Origin of the sequence: Staphylococcus simulans (genome assembly GCF_002902285.1) — a bacterium.
Taxonomy (GTDB): domain Bacteria; phylum Bacillota; class Bacilli; order Staphylococcales; family Staphylococcaceae; genus Staphylococcus; species Staphylococcus simulans.
On sequence record NZ_PPRU01000045.1, the window covers coordinates 1 to 22,493 of the forward strand.

Here is a 22,493-nt window from a genome sequence, read left to right on the forward strand (position 1 = left end):
TTGCTCAAGATAAAGCAGATGCAGTCAATGCAGCACTTGAAGCGTTGAAAGCAGAACTTGAAAAAGCGAAAGCTATCAATCAGGCTGAGTTTACTCCTAATAGTGTTGAACCATTAGTTGACGCAATGGCAGTTGCACAAGGTATTATGAATAATCCGGAATCTGTAACTGTTGATCAAATCAAAGCAGCTACACAAGCGTTGAAAGATGCGCAAGCAGGTTTAGTTGCGAAAGCAGATAAAACAGAACTTGATAAATCAATTAATGATGCGGAACGTTTAACATTAGATCCGACTGATAAAGAAGATAAAGCCGTACAAGATGCGTTAGACAAAGCAAAAGCAGTACAAGCAGATGCTAATGCGACACAAACAGAAGTAGACGCTGCTAAAGATGCGTTGAACGAAGCAATCGAAGCTAAAGCAACTCAAGATAAAGCTGATGCATTAGCTGAATTACAAAATGCTTTAGATAAAGCACAATCAACAGATAAAACTAAATACACACCTGAATCAGTAGAAAAATTAGATGTATCAGTGAATACTGGTAAAGCGATTGTTGAAAATTCTAAAGAGGTATCAATCAAAGATATTCAAGAAACAACAAAAGCTATCGAAGATGCATTAAAAGCTTTAGAAGTTATTAAAGCTCCTAAAATTGAAAAAGAAACTGATAAAGTTAAATCAACATCAGGTAAATCAGTTGAAAGAACATCTGATAAAGCAGTTAAGAAATCAGAAGGTTCAAAAGCACAAACTAAAGCAAATAAAGCCAAAGTATTACCAAACACAGGTCAAGAAACTCCAGCAGATTCTAAATATGCTACATTAATGTTAGCAATTGGTGGTTTAATGGCATTGTTCGGCAGACGTAAAAAAGAAGATAAAGATAATACAGAAAAATAATCAAATCAACTTTTGAGCACTAAACAGTAAAAGATTTGAGAAAGTATTCACCCCTAGTTGGAATAATCTCCAGCTAGGGGTGTTTGCTTTTTATTAAGTTTTGAAGAATGCATCAATATGAATTATTTATATGACAAGGCTACATTGATTTTATGTACTTTTAACAGATTTATGTTTCTGTCTATTAAGTTCTCATTACATAATTGTAAAAATGAAATTAAAAAACTGAGTTAAAATATATGGTTTAGAACCTTAAATGTGAGAGGAATGGTCGGTTTTGATAACAGAGGTATGTATTCACGCCTGTGTTTTCAACAATCTATATGAATTTTGCATTGTTTTCCCAAATAAAAAAGAATGAATTTAACGATATTTTACTACTAAAACATAAAATTTATATCATATACAATTGGGCAATACAATATTATAATAAAGATGTAGTAGAAATATACTAGTATCGGAGGACATCATATGAAAAAATTGGACTTTTTGCCTATCTTAAGAAATAGATACTCTATTAGAAGATTTACTGTAGGCACAGCATCTATTCTAATCGGATCTCTATTATTCTTAGGTCATAGCGGCGAAGCCAAAGCAGCAGAGAATATAAACGATAACAATACAGTTGTAGAGGCTTCTAATGATAGTAGTACGACACAACAAGCACCTGAGGAAAATAACAAAACGTCACTTGAAAAAACAGTTGATGCTACACAACAGCAAACTGATAATAAAGCACAAACGCAAAATGCATTAGAAGAAGTTAAAAAACAAGCTACTACAGAGATTACTTCACTTAAAAATTTAAACAAAGAAGAAGTTGACAGTTATACTCTAGAAGTACAACAAGCAGACTCAGAATCAACTGTCCACGCTATAGTTGAAAAAGCTAAAGCAGCAGCACAAGCAGTTGAACAAAAAGAAGAGTCAATTCAAACGCAAAAAACTGAAAATTCAAAAGAATCAACAGAAACAACTGTTGAAAAAACAAAAGAAACACCTTCTACTGAAGCTGAACCAGTGAAAGCAGAAGCAACTGTTGAGAAAGCATCAGAACCTGTTGTTGAAAACAAGGAAGAAGCTCCTGAATCAGTAGTTACTCCTGCAACTGAGCCAGCAGTAGAAAAAGCGGTTGAAACAGTAACTGAAACATCTGTATTGTCTCCAGAACAAAAAGTAGAAAAAGTAAAAGCAGACTTGAGTAATGACTATGACAGTGCCAAAGTGGATGCAGTTCTAGCAGTTATTGATACTACGGACTTAACACCAGAACAATTAAAATCAGAAGTATTAAGACTCTTACTTGAAGAAGCATCAGCTCAAAAAGACTTATTTAGCCCTCAAGCAACTTTACCAAGAACAGGTGAAGAAGCTTCAGGTTATTCAACAAGAGCATTTGATCTTGAAGAAGCTGCAAGCCAAGAAATTGTTGTAACTAAAGAAAATTTTGGTGAATATTTTAAAACATTAAATGATGCAACTTATGATTCTCAAAGCGGTGTTGTAACATTAACGACTAATGAAGCGAACAAAAGTGGAGCTATGTCTTTAGATTTTAAACTAAATTTAACTAAAGATTTCAGTTTTTCTGGAGCGGTTAATCTTGGTGATAAATATGAAGCTCATCCAAAAGATGGAGTAACTGGTGGAGAAGGTCTAGCAATTACATTCAACCCAGGTAAGACCTATACCCTTGGGTTAACAGGGCAAGGGTTTGGTATTGGTGGCGAATCATCTAGTTTTGGTTTTAAATTAGATACATTTGTTAACAAGGCTAATGATGATAAAAGCAAAGCATTTTCGGATACTATTCAATTTGAGAATAAAGGTGCTTTTGGCGCATTTATTTACACTACAGACACAGGTCTAGTTAATACTGTAATAATAAATCCAAATGCTTCAGGAAATGCGGCTTTATTAAAAGAACAACCAAACAATCAATTAGTACCTTTTAAATTTAATTATAATGGTACAACTAAAGTGATGACAATTACGTATGGTACGCAAACATGGACTCAAAACATTCAAGACTATATTAACTATTCACGTAAAGATTCATTTGCTTTTTCAATTGTAGCTTCAACTACAGATCATTATAATTTACAACAAATCAAATTAGATGAGTTCAGATTTACAGCTTCAGCTGTATTAGATGAATACTTTATTGATGACGATACAGAAGAAGCAATTGATAAACCTCTTCGTACTGCGGGCGATGTTAACGAAAAAATCACATTAAAAGATCACGCTGAATATTTAGCTGAGAAAGGTTATGAATTTGGGCCCGAAAAAGTCAGAGATGAAGCTCATGCAAATGGTTACGATGGAATTGCTGAAACTGTCATTTTAGAAAATGATGCACAACAACTTGTTTATACAGTCGTTGATATTCAAAATCCTACAATCGCAGAGGTTACAGATGTTACTACAAATGTTTCAGAAGCTATTACACCAATCACTTTGGATATTACGGATAATAGTGGACACTTTGACACAATAGCAGTTACAGGTTTACCAACTGGTTTATCATTTAATGAAACAACAAAACAAATTACAGGTACTCCAACAACACCTGGAGATGCAACTGTTGAAGTAACAGCAACAGATATGGCTGGGAATACAACTACTAAAACATTTAAAATTTCTGTAGCAGGAGCTCAAGCACCTACAATCACACCAATCAATGCACAAACAGGCGAAGCTTATACACCAATTACTCCAATCGCTGTAAATGTTGAAGGGGATTTAAATCCAGCTCCAACTGTAGCAGTAACGGGTCTACCAGCAGGTTTATCGTTTGATGCGGCTACAAAACAAATTACAGGTACGCCAACAGCTGAAGGAACATTTAATGTTACAGTTACAGCAACACAAGAAGCGAGTGAACCAGCTACTTCAACATTTAATATTACTGTTCAGCCTAATGCTGCACTTAAAGATTTGAAAGCAGCAGTAGCAGATGCAGCCACTGTAAATAAAGATAGCTATACACCAAAAAGTGTTGAAGCATATGAAGCAAAAGTAACAGCGGGTGGCACATTAGCTGGTCAACCTGAAAATGGTTCGAATGCACAATTTACTGATGCATCAAAAGCTATTAAAGATGCTAAAAATGCATTAGTTCCAAGAGCAGATAAAGCAGCATTGAATCAATCTATTACAACAGCAGAAGCTCTTCAACCATTAGAGGCTGGAGATCCTGAAGATGATGCGCTTAAAACAGCATTAGAAACTGCTAAAACTGTTCAAGGTGATTTAAATATCGATCAACCTGCAGTTAATAAAGCGAAAACTGATTTAGATAATGCGATAGCAGCTAAAAATTTACAAGATGAATTGGATAAAGAAGATGCTTTAGATGAATTAAGAAAAACATTAGAGTATGTTGAAACTATTGACCCAGCTCAATTTACAACAAGTAGTAAAAAAGCGTTTACTGAAGCTTTGACAAATGCTAAAACTATTTTAGGTTCACCAGGTTCTAAAACAATTGCTGAGATTAAAGCAGCTACAAATGCATTAGAGGATGCACAAAATGTATTAGTTCCTCAAGCAGATAAAACAGCACTTAAAACAGCAATTAACACAGCTAATGGTTATAACAATCTAAATCCAAATAATCCTGTAGATAAAGCATTACAAGATAAATTAGCAGCAGCAAATGCGGTTAATACAAATGGTGATGCAACAGCTGATCAAGTTAAAACAGCTACAGATGATTTGAATACTGCGATTACAGCTAAAAAAGCTCAAGATGATCAAATCGCTAAAGATGCAGCTGCAAAAAAAGCAGCCCTCGATGCATTAAATGATGAATTGAATAAAGTTAAAGCTTTAGACAAAGCAACATATACACCAAATACAGTGACACCATTAACTGAAAAACAAACAGCAGCCCAAGCCATTGCTGATGCACCGGATACTAAAACAACTGAAGAAATCAATGCCGCAACAAAAGCATTGAAAGACGCTCAAAATGCTTTAGTTCCAAAAGCAGACAAAACTGATTTACAAAAAGCACTTGATACTGCAAAAGCTATTACTGGTTTAGAACCAACTGATAAAGAAGATAAAGCAGTCCAAGATGCTATTGATGCTGCACAAACAGTCAACAAAGATGACAATGCAACACCACAACAAGTAGCAGATGCAACAAAAGCCATCAATGATGCTGTTGCTACAAAAGCGCATCAAGATGCTTTAGATCAATTGAATAAAGCATTAGAAGATGCTGCCAAAGTAGATAAAACAGATTATACTGCTGATTCTGTTAAACCATTTGATACAGCAGTAAAAGCGGGTAAAACAGCAGCTGGCGATAACACATCAACAGTTGAAGCATTGAACAATGCGACTAAAGCAGTTCAAGATGCTACTGCACAACTTGTACCAGATAAATCAAAATTAGATACAGCAATTACTGAAGCGAAAGCTTTAGAACCTTTAACTGATTCTAATACAGATCAATTATTGAAAAATGTTTTAAATGCAGCTGAAACTGTTAAAAATAATCCAAATGCGACACCTGAAGAAATCAAAACAGCAACTTGGAATCTTGAAGATGAAATCAATAACAAAAAAGCAGCAGACGCGATTGAAGCTTTAAAATCAGCTGTAAATAAAGCTGAGCAACTTAATGAAGCGAAATATACACCAAATACGTATGAACCGTTAAAAACTGCAATTACTGAAGGACAAAAAATCATCAACAACCCACCATCTGCTGATACACCAGCAACACTTGCGAAAGCAAAACAAATTGAAGAATTAGTGAATGCTTTGAAAGAAAGAGCAGATAAAACTGAACTTGGCAATGCTTTAGATAAAGCAATTGCATATGGTGATTTAAATCCTAATGATGCAGAAGACAAAGCATTACAAGATGCAGTTACTGCAGGTCAAAAAGTAAATGGTGACGGTAATGCGACTACTGAAGAAGTTGCTAACGCAGTTAAAACAATCAATGAAGCGATTGTCGCAAAAGAACGTCAAGATGCTGTAGACGAGTTAACTAAAGCTATAAATGACGCAAAAGCAGTCAATAAAGATGACTACAAACCAAATACAGTAACACCATTCGAAACAGCAGTCACAGCTGGTGAAACTGCAAAAGATGACGCAACTAAAACAGTTGAAGAAATCAAAGCAGCTACAAAAGCCATTACTGATGCTAAAAATGCACTAGATAAAAAAGCGGATAAAACAGAATTGAACACATCTGTTACAACAGCTGAAAACTTAGGTGCACTTGATACTAAAGATGCTGAAGATAAAGCAGTCCAAGACGCTTTAGAGAAAGCAAAAACAGTTCAAGCTGATCAAAATGCAACACAAGAAGCAGTGAATACAGCTAAAACTGAATTGGATAATGCAGTCAATGCTAAGAAAGATCAAGACGCGAAAGATGCACAAGCTAAACAAGAAGCTTTAGATGCATTAAAAGCAGAACTTGATAAAGTGAAAGCAGTAGATAAAACTGTATATACTCCAAACACAGTCACAACATTAACTGAAAAAGAAACTGCTGGTAATGATATTGTTGCAACACCTGAAGCTAAAACAACTGAAGAAATTAATCAAGCAACTCAAGCATTGAAAGATGCCCAAAATGCTCTTGTGAAAAAAGCAGATAAAACAGAATTACAAAAAGCACTTGATAAAGCGAATACTTTCACTGATTTAGCAGCAACAGATAAAGAAGATAAAGCGGTTCAAGATGCTGTAGAAGCAGGTAATACTGTTAAAGCTGATGACAATGCAACAGTTGAACAAGTTGAAAAAGCTATAAAAGCAATCAATGATGCAGTTGCCGCAAAAGAACGTCAAGATGCTTTAGATGAATTGAATAAAGCCATCACAGACGCAAAAACAGTCAACAAAGATGACTATAAACCAAATACAGTAACACCATTTGAAACAGCAGTCACAGCTGGTGAAACTGCGAAAGATGACGCAACTAAAACAGTTGAAGAATTAAAAGCAGCTACAAAAGCCATCACTGATGCTAAAAATGCATTAGATAAAAAAGCAGACAAAACAGAGTTGAACACATCTGTGACAACAGCTGAAAATTTAGGTGCGCTTGATACAAATGATAAAGAAGATAAAGCAGTCCAAGATGCTTTAGATAAAGCAAAAACAGTTCAAGCTGACGACAATGCGAGTCAAGAAGCTGTAAATACAGCTAAAACTGAACTTGATCAAGCCGTTGCAGCTAAGAAAACTCAAGACGAACTTGACGCACTTAAAAAAGCAGCGCTTGATGAATTGAAAGCAGAACTTTCAAAAGTCGGTAAATTAGACTATAAAGACTACACACCAGACAGTGTGAAACCTTTAGCCGACAAAGAAGTTTTAGGCAACGCAATTGTTACAATTCCTGAACTTAAAACTACTGAAGAAATCAAAGCTGTCACACAAGAATTGAAAGATTTACAAAAAGCTTTAGTTCAAAAAGCAGATAAAACAGAACTTGTGAAAGCACTTGAAAAAGCAAAAACTTTAGGTGATTTAGTTGCAACTGACAAAGAAGACAAAGCCGTTCAAGATGCAGTAACAGCAGGTGAAGCTGTTAACGAAGATCACAATGTAACACAAGAACAAGTTGCTAACGCAACAAAAGCAATTAACAATGCGATTGCTGCAAAAGAACGTCAAGATGCTTTAGATGTTTTAACAAAAGCTATTAAAGAAGCAAACTCAGTATTTAAAGATGAATACAAACCAAACACAGTCACTCCATTAGAAGAAGCTGTTAAAGCTGGTGAAACAGCTCGTGCTGATGCTACTAAGACTGTTGAAGAGTTGAAACAAGCAGCACAAACAATTACTGATGCTCAAAATAAACTTGAACTTAAAGCAAATAAAGAAGAATTGAATAAAGTTGTTAAAACTACAGAAACTTTAGAGCTTAATCCAGCTGATAAAGAAGATAAAGCGGTTCAAGATGCATTAAATACTGCTAAAGAAGTTCAAGCAAATCAAAACGCATCACAAGAAACAGTTGATAAAGCTAAAACTGATCTTGAAAATGCAGTAAAAGCTAAAACAACTCAAGATAAAGTAGACGCATTCAACAAAGCGCTTGATGCATTGAAAGCAGAACTTGAAAAAGTAAAAACTATCGACAAAGACTTCTACACTCCTAATAGTGTTAAACCAGTTACAGATGCTGAAACTGCAGGTCAAACTATTGTAAATAATTCTGCTGATAAAACAGTTGAAGAAATCAATAAAGCAACACAAGACTTGAAAGAAGCACAAAAACACTTAGTAGAAAAAGCTGACAAAGTTGAACTTGATAAAGTCATCGACACAGCAGAAAATACTGAATTGAACGTAAATGATAAAGAAGATAAAGCAGTCAAAGATGCTTTAGACAAAGCTATCAAAGTTCAAGAAGACTTGAATGCAACACAAGAAGAAGTCGACAAAGCTCAATCTGATTTAGCAAAAGCACTTGAAACTAAAGCAACTCAAGATAAAGCTGATCAAGTGAATGCTGCATTAGAAGTATTGAAAAAAGAACTTGAAAAAGTAGCTTCAATCGATAAATATGCATATACTCCAAACAGTGTAGAACCATTAACTAAAGCTGAAACAACAGGTCAAGCTATCGTGAAAAATTCTGCTGGTAAAACAGTTGAAGAAATCAATAAAACAACACAAGACTTGAAAGAAGCGCAAAAACATTTAGTAGAAAAAGCTGACAAAGTTGAACTTGATAAAGTGATCGACACAGCAGAAAATACTGAATTGAACGTTAATGATAAAGAAGACAAAGCGGTTCAAGATGCTTTAGATAAAGCAATCAAAGTACAAGAAGACTTCAACGCAACACAAGAAGAAGTCGACAAAGCTCAATCTGATTTAGCAAAAGCGCTTGAAAATAAAGCAGCTCAAGACAAAGCTGACCAAGAAAAAGTACAAGCGTTCAACAAAGCGTTAGAAGCGTTGAAAGCACAACTTGCAAGCTCAAGAACAGTGGTTAAAGATAACTTCACACCAAACAGCGTTGCTCCATTCGAAGATGCACAAGCGGTGGCACAAGGCATCGTGAACAATCCAGAATCTGTAACAGTGGAACAAGTTGTCAAAGCAACAGAAGTCTTGAAATCAACACAATCAAGCTTAGTAACTAAAGCAGATAAATCAGAACTTGAAAAAGTAATTGAAACTGCTGAAGGTTTAGATTTGAACGTGACTGATAAAGAAGACAAAGCAGTAAAAGACGCATTAGATACAGCAGTAACTGTTGAAGCAGATCAAAATGCGACTCAAGAATCTGTGGATAAAGCACAATCTGATTTAGCAAAAGCACTTGAAACTAAAGAGGTTCAAGATAAAGCAGATGCAGTTGCGAAAGCCAAAGCAGACGCTTTAGCTGAACTTGAAAAAGCATTAGATAAAACCGAAACAATTGATAAATCTAAATACACTCCAGAATCTGTTGAAAAATTAGATCAAGCAGTTGTAGATGGAAAAGTCATTGTTGAAAAAGCAGATAATGTTTCTGTTCAAGATATTAAAGAAGCAACTAAAGCTGTTGAAACTGCATTGAATGGTCTAGAAAAAGTTAAAGCTCCTGCGAAAGAAACAGGAAAAACAACTGAATCTACACCAAATACAGCTAAATCTGATACAAAATCTGATGTGAAAGCACAAGATAAACAAACATCTAAAGCTACAAAAGCTACAAAAGAAGGTACAAAAGCTGAAAAAGCTGAAGCAACTAAAGCTAAAGCTGAAAATGCAGGCAAAAATAAAGCGAAAGCATTACCAAAAACAGGTCAAGATGTTTCATCTATCGACCCACAATATGCTTCATTAATGTTTGCGATTGGTGGTTTAATGATGTTCTTCAGAAAACGTAAAAATGAAGACAAAGATAACACTGAAAAATAATCCGTTCTTTCAAAAGAATGATTAAGTAAGTGTGCACCTCTGCGATCGATTTGATATCGAAAGCAGGGGTGCTTTTGTGTTTTTATTGGAATTTTAAGGTAGAGATTTATCTTATTTATTTCAGTGAAATTTGCGCTATAAATCAAAAAATTCGAAAATATCATACCGTTACGGTTAGTGAGCCTCTTTAATTTATGCTATGATGTTATTGTTAGAAATAATACGAAATTAAGGGGTTATTAAGTTGAATAATCACTATAAATCAGGACAACACGTAAAAGTTAAAGTGACTGGTATTCAACCTTATGGCGCATTTGTAGAAACCCCTGACAACACGGAAGGACTCATTCATATATCAGAAATCATGAATGATTATGTCCATAATTTAAATAGGTTCTTATCTGAAGGACAAATTGTCAAAGCCAAGATACTGTCTATAGATGAAGAAGGTAAACTCAATTTGTCATTAAAAGATAATGACTACTTTAAAAATTATGAACGTAAGAAAGAGAAAAAATCTGTTTTGGATGAGATCAAAGAAAACGAAAAATACGGGTTTCAAACATTAGAAGAACGTTTACCGGTTTGGATTGCGCAGTCTAAGAGAATGATTAGAGAAAATAAACTCTAATCTCATATGAAGGTCAATATACGACATGATAAGCATGTGGTATATTGGCCTTTTATTTATTTTGTCTTCAAAATGATTTGAGCGATTCTTTTTTAATTTATTTATCGGTGCTTTAAAATGAATGCACAAAGATAAATTAGGAGGCACGTATAAATGGATAAGAAATATGAACCATTGTTTGAATCATATACTCTGCCAAATGGAGTAGAGATTAGAAATCGTTTTGTGCTTGCACCATTGACACATGTATCATCCAATGAAGATGGTACCATCTCAGAAGATGAGCTGAAACATATGGAGTTACGTTCTAAAGATGTAGGAATCAGTGTCAGTGCTGCGAGTAATGTGACAGACATTGGTAAAGGTTTCCCAGGTCAGCCTTCAGTGGCGCATGACTCAGATATTGAAGGATTAAAACAATTAGCTGAAGTCATGAAGAAAAATGGCGCAAAAGCACTTGTACAAATTCATCATGCTGGTGCGCAATCTCTACCTAACTTAACACCAGAAGGAGATGTCGTAGCGCCAAGTCCGATTTCATTGAAGAGTTTCGGCCAACAAGAAGAACATCATGCGCGTGAAATCACACCTGAAGAAATAGAAGAAACAATCAAAGCTTTCGGTGAAGCGACACGCCGTGTTATTGAAGCAGGCTTTGATGGTGTAGAAATTCATGGTGCGAACCATTATTTAATTCACCAATTCGTTTCACGCCACTACAATCGTCGTCAAGATGAGTGGAGCAAGCCTTATAAATATCCGCTTGCTGTGGTAGATGAAGTGCTGAACACAGTTCGTAAATTCGCAGATAAAGACTTTATTGTCGGCTACCGCTTCTCACCAGAAGATCCAGAAGAAGACGGCATTAAAATGGAACAAACTAAAGAATTATTAGGTTACTTATCTAGCAAACCACTAGATTATCTTCATGCTTCACTGATGGACATCCACTCTAAAACTAGAGAGGGCAAATATGAAGGTAAAACGCGTATTGAGCTCATTCGTGAGTGGATTGACGATAAAATCCCATTAGTAGGTATCGGTTCAATCTTTAACGCTGATGAGGCCCTAGACGCTTTAAATACAGGTGTACAATTCATTGCGCTAGGTCGAGAAATCTTGTTAGATGCTGAATTCATTGAGAAGATTAAAGAAGGACGTACAGAAGATATTATTTCTTACTTTGATTCGACTCGTGAAGATAATCATAATTTACCGCCAAACTTATGGAAACAATTTGATAATGGTTTCTATCCATTACCAGAAAAAGGTGAACATTAATTCATTGGTAAGTGAAATGAAATCATATTATATGAAAGTTTAAGATTTATATATAAGACTGCACGTATTAATCGTGTGGTCTTTTTTAATTTTTGTGTAGAATCTTCTTTTTCCTGTCGTGACAGTCTTGCGCAATCACACTATTTTAAATTTTCGTAATTTTAAGCATTTTTCCTTTTACATCATAGGAGTTTTATGTAATTATTAGAAATGTAAGGGCTTTCTTATACCATTTTTAATATTAAACAAAGGGGGATTAAAAATGATTCCGTACAAACATGAACCATTTACAGATTTCCAAAAAGCAGAGAACAGAGAGGCTTATGAAAAAGCGCTCAAAAAAGTCGAAGAAGACTTAGGTAAAGAGTATCCGCTCATTATTAATGGTGAACGTATCTATACAGACGATAAAGTAAGATCATTCAACCCGTCGAATAGAGAAGAGACAATCGGTTATGTCTCTAAGGCGAATAAAGAATTAGCGGAAAAAGCATTAGAAGCGGCGAAAGAAGCGTTTAAAACATGGCGTACTGTAGCTCCTGAAGTCAGGGCAGATATTTTATTCAGAGCTGCTGCGATTACACGTCGTCGTAAACACGAATTTTCAGCATTGCTTACAAAAGAAGGCGGTAAGCCATGGAAAGAAGCAGATGCTGATACTGCAGAAGCGATTGACTTCATGGAATACTATGGACGTCAAATGTTAGAACTGAAAGACGGTAAACCTGTCAACTCTCGTCCAGGAGAATACAACCAATTTGATTATTTACCAATCGGGGTTTCTGTCGTTATCTCTCCTTGGAACTTTGCGTATGCGATTATGGCAGGTACAACAGTAGCACCTGTAGTAACAGGTAATACGGTATTATTAAAACCATCATCAAACACACCGGTTATTTCATACAAATTTATGGAAGTATTAGAAGAAGCAGGACTTCCAAAAGGGGTAGTAAACTGGATTCCTGGCGATTCTAGTGATATCGGTGACTTCTTAGTAGAAAATAAAGATGTCGGTTTAATTTCATTCACAGGTTCTAAAAATGTCGGTACAAGCATTATGCAGAAAGCATCTAAAATCCAAGAAGGTCAAAACCACTTGAAACGTGTCATTGCAGAAATGGGCGGTAAAGACACAATTGTGGTTGATAGTGAAGCGGATTTAGATGTTGCGACTGATGCGATTGTTTACTCAGCATTCGGTTTCTCTGGACAAAAATGTTCAGCTTGTTCACGTGTTATCGCAGTAGAAGATATTTACGATGACTTATTAGAACGTGTTCAAAAAGCAACTGAAGCTTTAACAGTCGGTGATGCTTCAGACTACAATAACTTTATGGGACCTGTTATTGATGAGAAAGCATTGAAGAAAATTAAAAGTTACTTGAAAGTCGGCGAAGATGAAGGTCGTTTAGTAACTGGCGGTAAAGTAGACGATGAAGTCGGAAACTTTGTATATCCGACAGTATTTGCGGACTTAGCTTATGACAGCCGTGTGATGCAAGAAGAAATCTTCGGACCTGTTGTTGGTTTCAGTAAAGCGAAAGACTTCGATCAAGCGATTGAATATGCGAACGCTACTGAATACGGTTTAACAGGTGCAGTTATTTCTAATAACCGCTTCAAACTCGAACAAGCACGTCGCGACTTCATGGTCGGCAACCTTTACTTCAACCGTGGTTGTACAGGTGCAGTTGTCGGTTACCAACCATTCGGCGGCTTCAAAATGTCAGGTACAGACTCTAAAGCAGGTGGCCCAGACTATCTAGTGCTTCACCTACAAGGTCGTACAGTATCTGAACACCTATAAAATATAACAATATAAACAACTTGAAAGAAGATTGAAGTAAGCAACACAAATCACATTATAGCTCTAGTCGCATTATGCGGTATCTATAATGTGATTTTTTTCAAAAATATTTTAAAGTGTGGAAACTATACAATGGAGTGACATTCTATAAGAAAAATAAAAACAAAGGGATATAGAGGAGGAATCATTTATGACAAGAACAGAAGATATTATCAAAAAAACAGAACACTATGGGGCGCGCAACTATACGCCACTTCCAATTGTCATTTCTGAGGCAGACGGTATTTGGGTAACAGATCCTGAAGGCAATAAATACATGGACATGTTAGCGGCTTATTCAGCAGTTAACCAAGGCCACCGTCATCCTAAAATTATTCAAGCACTAAAAGATCAAGCGGATAAAGTGACACTCGTTTCTCGTGCGTTCAACAGTGATAATTTAGGGGACTGGTACGAGAAAGTCAGTGAATTAACAGGCAAAGAAAAAATCTTACCAATGAATACAGGTGCAGAAGCAGTTGAAACAGCGGTTAAAGCTGCACGTCGTTGGTCTTATGAAGTTAAAGGTATTGATCCAGATAAAGCTGAGATTATTGCGTTTAACGGCAACTTCCATGGACGTACAATGGCGCCGGTATCATTGTCTTCTGAAGCGGAATATCAACGCGGTTATGGTCCTTTACTAGAGGGATTCAAAAAAGTAGATTTCGGAGATGTCGATGCATTAAAAGCAGCTATTAACGAAAATACAGCTGCGATTTTAGTAGAGCCGATTCAGGGTGAAGCGGGTATTAATGTACCACCTGAAGGTTATATGAAAGCGATTCGTGAACTTGCAGATGAGCACAATGTCTTATTTATAGCGGATGAAATCCAATCTGGCTTAGGTCGTTCAGGTAAAATGTTTGCGACAGACTGGGACGATGTAAAACCAGATGTGTACATTTTAGGTAAAGCACTTGGCGGTGGGGTACTGCCAATTTCAGCTGTAGCAGCTGATCATGAAGTGTTAGATGTCTTCACACCAGGTTCACATGGTTCTACATTCGGTGGTAATCCATTAGCTGCAGCAGTTTCTATTGCGGCATTAGATGTGTTGGTAGATGAAAAGCTCGCAGAACGTTCAAGAGAACTCGGTGATTACTTCCAAGAAGAATTAAGAAAGATTGATCACTCAGCTATTAAAGAGGTACGTGGTCGTGGTTTATTCATCGGTTTAGAACTGAAAGAGAATGCGAGACCATATGCTGAAGCATTAAAAGAACAAGGATTATTGTGCAAAGAAACACACGAAACGGTGATTCGATTTGCGCCGCCATTGATTATTTCTAAGGAAGAAATTGATGACGCATTAGAGAGAATTAAGAAGGTTTTCAGCTGAGTTCAAAAAGTTGTAACAAAAGGAATGAAAACCCTTTAAAAAGGTAGCGCTTATGTTACAATACAAATGAAAGCGAAATCATTGTTAGGAAAAAGAGGCGAGAAGGATTATGACTGAGAACAATAATTTAGTGGCATCGACACAACAAATTATCAAAGAAGCTTTGCATAAATTAGGTTTTGATGACGGTATGTATGATTTAGTGAAAGAACCTTTAAGATTTTTAGAAGTTCGTATTCCAGTAAGAATGGATGACGGTACTGTTAAAACTTTCACTGGCTATCGTGCACAACATAATGATGCAGTCGGACCTACTAAAGGTGGCGTTCGTTTCCATCCGAACGTTAACGTGGATGAAGTAAAAGCATTATCAATGTGGATGACAATGAAGTGCGGTATTGTCGACTTACCATACGGCGGCGGTAAAGGCGGTATCATCTGTGACCCACGTGAAATGAGTATTCATGAAGTAGAACGATTATCTCGTGGTTATGTACGTGCAATTTCACAAATTGTTGGACCTTCTAAAGATATACCAGCACCAGACGTAATGACAAACTCACAAATCATGGCTTGGATGATGGATGAGTATAGTGCATTAGATAAATTCAACTCACCTGGATTTATCACTGGTAAACCTATTGTGCTTGGCGGTTCTGAAGGACGCGACCGTTCAACAGCATTAGGGGTAGTTATTGCGATTGAACAAGCGGCTAAAATTAAAAACCTTGATTTAAATGGAGCAAGAATTGTCATTCAAGGTTTCGGTAACGCAGGCAGCTTCTTAGCGAAATTCTTATTTGATAAAGGCGCTAAGATTGTCGGTATCTCAGATGCATACGGTGCATTATCTGATCCAGAAGGTTTAGATATCGATTACCTATTAGACCGTAGAGACAGCTTTGGTACAGTAACAAACTTATTTGAAGAAACAATTTCTAACAAAGAACTCTTTGAATTAGATTGCGACATCTTAATTCCAGCTGCAATTGAAAACCAAATTACAAAAGATAACGCACCAAACATTAAAGCGGATATCTTAGTAGAAGCAGCAAACGGACCTACAACTTTAGAAGCAACACGTATCTTACACGAACGCGGTATCTTATTAGTACCAGACGTACTTGCGAGTGCCGGCGGTGTAACTGTGTCTTACTTCGAGTGGGTTCAAAACAACCAAGGTTACTACTGGACAGAAGATGAAGTAAACGAAAAAATGCGTGATAAATTAATCACAGCATTCAATGATATTTATGAATTAGCACAAAACCGTAAAATTGACATGCGTTTAGCAGCATACATTATCGGTATTAAACGTACTGCAGAAGCAGCACGCTATCGTGGTTGGGCTTAAATTTATAGCTCATAACGAAATTAAGACCTTATCAGTGAAAACTGGTAGGGTCTTTTTTTACTTTTAATTTTATAAATCATAACGAATGAAAAAACCATTACCTGATAACGCTCGGGTAATGGCTTTTCGTATTATAATAAAGCTTTTGCGACTTCAATTTGATGACGTACGGATTCTTGTCCTGTTGAACCGTAACTTTTTCTACGTTTCAAACAATTTTCAGGTTTTAAATAACTATAGATCGTTTCATCAATAGTAGGTGAGAATTCTTGATATTTTTCAAGTGGCACATCGAGTAAATAACAATCGTGTTGAATACACCAATAAACAATTTGTCCTACAATCGCATGTGCTTCTCGGAATGGAATATCTTTTTCCACTAAATAATCTGCAAGTTCTGTTGCGTTTGAGAAGTCTTTGTGTACGGTTTCGTTTAAACGGTCTGTATTCACAGTCAAAGTAGCGAGCATCCCTTCAAAGATACGTAATGAGCCTGTGACTGTATGCACCGCATCGAATAAACCTTCTTTATCTTCTTGCATATCTTTATTGTAAGCTAATGGTAAACCTTTTAATGTCATCAGCATGCTGACTAAATTGCCAGTAGTACGGCCAGTTTTGCCACGAATCAATTCTGCCATATCTGGATTCTTTTTCTGCGGCATGATAGATGAACCTGTTGAAAATGCATCAGATAAAGTGATGAATTTTGCTTCATCTGTTGACCAGAAAATAATTTCCTCAGAGAAACGTGATAAATGAATCATGACAAGCGAAATCGCATTGAGTGTTTCGACAATATAATCACGGTCACTTACAGCGTCTAAACTATTTTCATAAAGTGATGCGAAATCTAAAAGTTCTTGTGTTTTCTGACGATCAATCGGATGTGTTGTACCGCTTAAAGCAGCAGCACCTAATGGATTGATATCGATACGTTTTAAAGCATCGTTAAAGCGGGCTTTATCACGTTCAAGCATCCAGAAATAAGTCATGACATGATGTGCAAAAGAAATTGGCTGTGCACGTTGTAAGTGCGTATAACCTGGCATAATCGTATCGACGTGTTTATCTGCAAGTGAAACAATCGTTTCTTGTAAAGAATGAATCAATTCAATGATTTCTTTGACTGCTTTCTTTGTATAGAGATGCATGTCTGTTGCGACTTGATCATTACGGCTGCGGCCAGTGTGCAATTTACCGCCGACAGGGCCGATACGTTCGATTAATTCATGTTCGATGTTTAAGTGAATATCTTCTAAAGCTTCTGTAAATTCAACTTTACCATCGTGGTAATCTTGTTGGATGTCCTGGAGTCCCTTAATAATGGTGTCGCTTTCTTCAGAAGTAAGGATGCCTTGTTGTGCAAGCATCGTCGCATGTGCAATACTTCCTTGAATATCTTCATCTATTAATAGGTGGTCAAAGTGAATAGAAGCATTAAAAGCATCTACCCACGCTTCAGGTTCTGCTTGGAAGCGACCGCCCCAGGCTTTTTTACTCATGTGAATAACCCCCATGCAACATAGAATTGACTTCAGTCGGCAAGCCGTAAATTTCAATGAATCCTACTGCTGCTTCTTGGTTGAAGGCATCTTCTTTTGTATATGTCGCAAGTTCTTTGTTGTATAGAGAATATGGAGATTTTCTGCCATTTACAACCGCATTACCTTTAAATAATTTCACACGGACTTCACCGCTGACATGTTCTTGAGTTGAATCAATAAATGCTTTTAATGAATCAGTTAAAGGTGAGAACCATAAACCATTGTAGGTTTGTTCTGCGAATTGTTTTTCAATCACAGGTTTGAAGTGTGCCACATCTTTTGTCAATGTGATAGTTTCTAAAGCTTTATGTGCTTTCAGAATGACTTCAGCGCCTGGTGTTTCGTAGACTTCACGTGATTTAATACCGACTAATCTGTTTTCAACATGGTCAATACGGCCGATACCATGTTTGCCTGCTAAGTCGTTTAAATAAAGAATTAAATCATCTAATGGATATGCTTTTCCATCGACTTCTACTGGAATTCCTTTTTCAAACTTCAAAACGATTTCATCAGGTGTATCTGGTGTATCTTCGATTTCTCGAGTTAAATCAAATGCATCTGCAGGCGGTGCTGCGTAAGGATCTTCTAAAATACCACATTCGTTGGCACGGCCCCATAAGTTTTGGTCGATAGAGTAAGGAGAGTCATGGTTGATTGGTACTGGAATGTTATTTTTGATTGCGTAATCAATTTCTTCCTCACGACTCCAACCCCATGAACGTACCGGTGCAAATACTTTCAATTTAGGGTTCAATGCTTTGATGGCTACTTCAAAACGTACTTGGTCGTTACCTTTACCAGTACAGCCATGTGCAATACCTACTGCATCTGTTTTTTCAGCAATTTCAACTAATTTTTTAGAGATTAATGGGCGAGATAATGCTGAAACAACTGGGTATGTGTTTTCATACATTAAATTACCTTTAATTGCATAAGCAACATAGTCATCGCTGAATTCTTTAGTCGCATCAATGATATAGCATTCTACTGCGCCCATATCTAATGCTTTTTGATAAACTTGATCTAAATCTTTTCCTTCGCCGACGTCTAAACAACAAGCAACTACATCGTAACCTTTATCGATCAGCCACTTTACTGCCACACTAGTATCTAATCCGCCTGAATAGGCTAATACGATTTTATCCTTCATAATCTTTACACCTCGTTAGAATAGTTTGAATTTTTTAACATGTTATTATCATAGCAGATTGAAGATGAGAAATAAACCATTATTTTACATAAATATACAAAAAGATGAAATCTCACTCATTTATACCCTATGACAGCAAGGCTTGTTCTAAATGTATGCAAAATTCATAAAAACTATAGAATGTACAACACTTTATTTCCTAGAAAAATAGTAAAAAATGACGATTTTTTCACAATTAAGACGAGTCCTTCAATTTCATAGACAGTTTTATTGATTGTATTATCAGAAATTTAGTAAAATATGAGTGAAATCAAAAAGCAGGAGGCAGTTCAAATGACACATATTGAGCTAGACTATAGTAAAGCTTTAAAATTCGTTGACGAACACGAATTAACACAACAACAAGAAATCGTAAAAACAATTCATCGTGTTATTCACGAAGGTACAGGCGCAGGCAACGACTTTTTAGGCTGGTTAGATTTACCAGTAGATTATGACAAAGAAGAATTCTCTCGTATCTTAGAAGCAGCTAAACGCATCAAAGAACATTCTGATGTATTAGTTGTGATCGGTATCGGTGGTTCTTATTTAGGTGCGCGTGCTGCGATTGAAATGTTAAGTTCAGCATTCAGAACAAGTGATGAATATCCTGAAATCGTATTTGCGGGTAACCACTTATCATCAACTTACTTACATGATTTAATTGAATACCTTGACGGTAAAGATTATTCAGTCAACGTTATTTCTAAATCAGGTACAACAACTGAACCGGCTGTTGCTTTCAGACTCTTTAAACAGTTATTAGAAGATAAATACGGTAAAGAAGAAGCAAAATCACGTATCTTTGCGACTACAGATAAAGAAAAAGGTGCTTTAAAACAATTAGCAACAAACGAAAGTTACGAAACATTCGTAGTACCTGATGATGTAGGCGGCCGTTATTCAGTATTAACAGCAGTAGGTTTATTACCAATTGCAGCTGCAGGCATTGATATCCAAGCGATGATGGATGGTGCTGCTAAAGCGCGTGAAGAATTGAAATCAGATGACTTATCTGAAAACATCGCATACCAATATGCGACATTACGTAATATTTTATACGCTAAAGGTTATACAACTGAAATGTTGATCAACTATGAACCATCATTACAATACTTCAATGAATGGTGGAAACAATTATACGGCGAATCTGAAGGTAAAGACTTCAAAGGTATCTATCCTTCAAGTGCTAACTACACAACTGACTTGCATTCATTAGGACAATATGTACAAGAAGGCCGTCGTTTCTTATTCGAAACAGTGGTTAAAGTTGAAAATCCTAAATTCGATATTACAATCGAAGAAGATGCAGATGATTTAGATGGCTTGAACTACCTTGCTGGTAAAACAATTGATGAAGTAAATACAAAAGCGTTTGAAGGTACATTACTTGCGCACACAGACGGCGAAGTACCAAACTTAGTGGTTAAAGTGCCAAGCATTGATCCAGAAACATTCGGTTATTTAGTATACTTCTTCGAATTAGCTTGTGCGATGAGCGGTTACCAATTAGGTGTTAACCCATTCAACCAACCAGGTGTAGAAGCATATAAACAAAATATGTTCGCATTACTTGGTAAACCAGGTTACGAAGATAAAAAACAAGAATTAGAAGAACGTTTATAATTCTGAAATAAATATAAGACTCTCATATTGCTGACTAGTAATATGGGAGTTCTTTTTTTAGTTTCAAAATACACCTGTTCCCTATATAATAGTAGTAATCGAAGATGAATGAGAGACAGGTGGAGTTATGTCAGCACATCAAATTGAACAGTGGATGCGAGCAATGGGTGAATATGGGGATATACTTGGGTTTTTATTACCGTTTTTAGAATCATTTATTCCTATTTTACCGATGTTCGTATTTGTGTTTGTTAATGTAGATACATTCGGATTATTTTTAGGAATTATAATCTCATGGCTTGGCACATTTTTAGGGAGTTTCGTTGTTTTTTTAATCATACGTTATTTTGCGAACACTAAATTCATGGATAAAGTCAAAGAACGAAAAGAAGTTCAAAAGTTTTTGGGATTTGTGAATCATCAAGGTGTGACACCTATTTTCATTTTATTGTGCTTTCCATTTACCCCAAGTTCTTTAATGAATGTGGTGGCTGGCTTGTCTCAAATGAAACGTCAGACTTTCTTCATTATATTAGCTGTCTCAAACTTGATTGCGATGGCTTTAACAGGTATTTTAGGCAGAGAAATGCATAGCATTTTAGAAAGCCCGATTCGTGTCATGTCAGTGATTGTGATTTTAGCTGGACTTTGGGTAATCAGCAGAAAGTTGGAGCGTCGTTTTATAAAATAACGAAGGAGATAAATAGTGAGAAAAATTGTAAAATATTTGCTTTCCTTGATAATTGCGATTATTATTGTAATGTTGATTCAAGCTTTTATCTTAATCGGTGCAGTGGTACATTCTAATCAGATGTCACCTGCATTGCATCAGGATGATCGTATTTTGGTCAGTAAAGTACAAACCACTTTTAACCAAATACATAATAGTGATATCATCATGTATCGTCATCAAGGACGTATCTACTTTGGACGAGTCATTGGGACACCTGGTGAGTCTGTCGAAATAAAAGCGGGTCAATTGTATCGAGATGACCAACAAGTACATGAAAGTTATCAGGTACAACATCCTATTCAAACCCTAGCATTACGCAATATTAAACATTCAGAAGGAGATATCTTAGCACCTAAACACTATTTAATATTGAATGATGATCGCTCTGATTTAAACGATTCGAGAAAATTCGGAACGATACATCAGCAAGATATTGTGGGGACTGTGTTTTTAAGATATTATCCATGGCGTGATTTTAAAATTTCATTTAATGAATAATTGAGGTGTTTTTACAGTGAAAAAAGAATTGAAAGAATGGATTATAGCCATAGCTATAGCATTGGTTTTAATCTTATTGATTTATAATTTTGTTGCTAAATCTTATACTGTACGCGGAGATTCTATGTTCCCGACGTTAAAAGACGGTGAAAAAGTTATCGTCAACGTGATCGGCTTTAAAATGGGCGGTCTTGATAAAGGTAACGTAATTGTCTTCCATGCAGATAAAAACAGCGACTATGTAAAACGTGTCATCGGAACACCTGGTGACAGTGTAGAATATAAACATGATGTATTGTATGTAAATGGTAAAAAAGTAAAAGAACCGTACTTAGATTATAATGAAAAACATAAAAGTTATGATGAAATCACAGGTACGCTTCAAGTTAAAAACTTGCCTAACTCAGATGGCACAAATAAAATTCCAAAAGGAAAATTATTAGTCCTTGGGGATAACCGTGAAGTGAGTAAAGATAGCCGTTCATTCGGTTTAATTAAAGAAGATCAAGTTGTCGGTAAAGTCAGCTTACGTTACTGGCCTTTAACGAAATTCAAAGTGAACTTCAATCCAGCAGAAAATTAAATGTTAAGATAGATTAGACGAAAAAGAGTTGATACTTTCATTCAAAAATAA

13 protein-coding genes are annotated in these 22,493 nt (G+C 36.0%); 11 read left to right on the forward strand and 2 right to left on the reverse strand.

From position 1 onward, the window contains the following. From CD112_RS13645 to CD112_RS10355, 7 genes are all read left to right on the forward strand, one after another. Positions 1–905: LPXTG cell wall anchor domain-containing protein (locus tag CD112_RS13645; RefSeq protein WP_180991556.1), on the forward strand; the 905-nt coding region annotated here is incomplete at its 5' end. Between the two features lie 471 nt (positions 906–1,376). Next, positions 1,377–9,809 carry a lectin-like domain-containing protein gene (locus CD112_RS10330; RefSeq protein ID WP_103364262.1) on the forward strand — a complete coding sequence of 2,811 codons (8,433 nt, stop codon included), beginning with the start codon at positions 1,377–1,379 and terminating at the stop codon, positions 9,807–9,809. Between the two features lie 244 nt (positions 9,810–10,053). Continuing rightward, on the forward strand, positions 10,054–10,440 hold the full coding sequence (gene ygs, locus CD112_RS10335; RefSeq protein ID WP_002481862.1) for a S1 domain-containing post-transcriptional regulator Ygs: 387 nt from the start codon (positions 10,054–10,056) through the stop codon (positions 10,438–10,440). A gap of 153 nt (positions 10,441–10,593) precedes the next feature. Continuing rightward, complete coding sequence (locus CD112_RS10340; protein WP_103364263.1) at positions 10,594–11,721, forward strand: NADH-dependent flavin oxidoreductase; 1,128 nt, start codon at positions 10,594–10,596, stop codon at positions 11,719–11,721. A 262-nt stretch (positions 11,722–11,983) separates the two neighbouring features. After that, entirely contained in the window at positions 11,984–13,528 is a 1,545-nt protein-coding gene (gene pruA / locus CD112_RS10345; protein ID WP_002481864.1) for an L-glutamate gamma-semialdehyde dehydrogenase, read from the forward strand. 190 nt (positions 13,529–13,718) lie between these two features. Next, the gene (locus CD112_RS10350) at positions 13,719–14,909 is read left to right on the forward strand and encodes an ornithine--oxo-acid transaminase (protein ID WP_103364264.1); all 1,191 of its coding nucleotides are present in this window, start codon (positions 13,719–13,721) and stop codon (positions 14,907–14,909) included. A gap of 109 nt (positions 14,910–15,018) precedes the next feature. Then, positions 15,019–16,263, forward strand: a complete 1,245-nt coding sequence (locus CD112_RS10355; RefSeq protein ID WP_002481866.1) for a Glu/Leu/Phe/Val family dehydrogenase — start codon at positions 15,019–15,021, stop codon at positions 16,261–16,263. Positions 16,264–16,394: 131 nt separating this feature from the next. Here CD112_RS10355 and argH read toward each other — a convergent pair whose 3' ends face one another. Together argH and CD112_RS10365 are read right to left on the reverse strand one after the other, a co-directional pair. Beyond that, a complete protein-coding gene (gene argH / locus CD112_RS10360; protein ID WP_103364265.1) occupies positions 16,395–17,768 on the reverse strand; it encodes an argininosuccinate lyase in 1,374 nt (457 codons plus the stop codon). Then, positions 17,761–18,963 (reverse strand): argininosuccinate synthase, encoded by a 1,203-nt coding sequence (locus tag CD112_RS10365; protein ID WP_002481868.1) that lies wholly within the window; start codon positions 18,961–18,963, stop codon positions 17,761–17,763. The genes argH and CD112_RS10365 overlap by 8 nt, the downstream gene beginning before the upstream one ends. A 333-nt stretch (positions 18,964–19,296) precedes the next feature. Here CD112_RS10365 and CD112_RS10370 point away from each other — a divergent pair, with 333 nt between their 5' ends. The 4 genes from CD112_RS10370 to lepB (CD112_RS10385) all read left to right on the forward strand — a co-directional run bounded on the left by CD112_RS10370 (position 19,297) and on the right by lepB (CD112_RS10385) (position 22,442). After that, positions 19,297–20,628: a glucose-6-phosphate isomerase gene (locus CD112_RS10370; protein WP_103364266.1), complete on the forward strand. Its 1,332-nt coding sequence runs from the start codon at positions 19,297–19,299 to the stop codon at positions 20,626–20,628. Between the two features lie 127 nt (positions 20,629–20,755). Beyond that, positions 20,756–21,319: a TVP38/TMEM64 family protein gene (locus CD112_RS10375; RefSeq protein ID WP_103364267.1), complete on the forward strand. Its 564-nt coding sequence runs from the start codon at positions 20,756–20,758 to the stop codon at positions 21,317–21,319. A 15-nt stretch (positions 21,320–21,334) separates the two neighbouring features. Next, positions 21,335–21,859 carry a signal peptidase I gene (gene lepB, locus CD112_RS10380; RefSeq protein WP_023015794.1) on the forward strand — a complete coding sequence of 175 codons (525 nt, stop codon included), beginning with the start codon at positions 21,335–21,337 and terminating at the stop codon, positions 21,857–21,859. A 16-nt stretch (positions 21,860–21,875) separates the two neighbouring features. Next, positions 21,876–22,442: a signal peptidase I gene (gene lepB, locus CD112_RS10385; protein ID WP_002481872.1), complete on the forward strand. Its 567-nt coding sequence runs from the start codon at positions 21,876–21,878 to the stop codon at positions 22,440–22,442. Positions 22,443–22,493: the final 51 nt, after the last annotated feature.

Bases quoted from the DNA above. Each gene is read 5' to 3' on its own strand.
- CD112_RS10340 (WP_103364263.1), top strand. From the start codon at position 10,594: ATGGATAAGAAATATGAACCATTGTTTGAATCATATACTCTGCCAAAT.
- CD112_RS10330 (WP_103364262.1), top strand. From the start codon at position 1,377: ATGAAAAAATTGGACTTTTTGCCTATCTTAAGAAATAGATACTCTATT.
- CD112_RS10365 (WP_002481868.1), bottom strand. From the start codon at position 18,963: ATGAAGGATAAAATCGTATTAGCCTATTCAGGCGGATTAGATACTAGT.
- argH (WP_103364265.1), bottom strand. From the start codon at position 17,768: ATGAGTAAAAAAGCCTGGGGCGGTCGCTTCCAAGCAGAACCTGAAGCG.
- CD112_RS10370 (WP_103364266.1), top strand. From the start codon at position 19,297: ATGACACATATTGAGCTAGACTATAGTAAAGCTTTAAAATTCGTTGAC.
- pruA (WP_002481864.1), top strand. From the start codon at position 11,984: ATGATTCCGTACAAACATGAACCATTTACAGATTTCCAAAAAGCAGAG.
- CD112_RS10355 (WP_002481866.1), top strand. From the start codon at position 15,019: ATGACTGAGAACAATAATTTAGTGGCATCGACACAACAAATTATCAAA.
- CD112_RS10375 (WP_103364267.1), top strand. From the start codon at position 20,756: ATGTCAGCACATCAAATTGAACAGTGGATGCGAGCAATGGGTGAATAT.
- CD112_RS10350 (WP_103364264.1), top strand. From the start codon at position 13,719: ATGACAAGAACAGAAGATATTATCAAAAAAACAGAACACTATGGGGCG.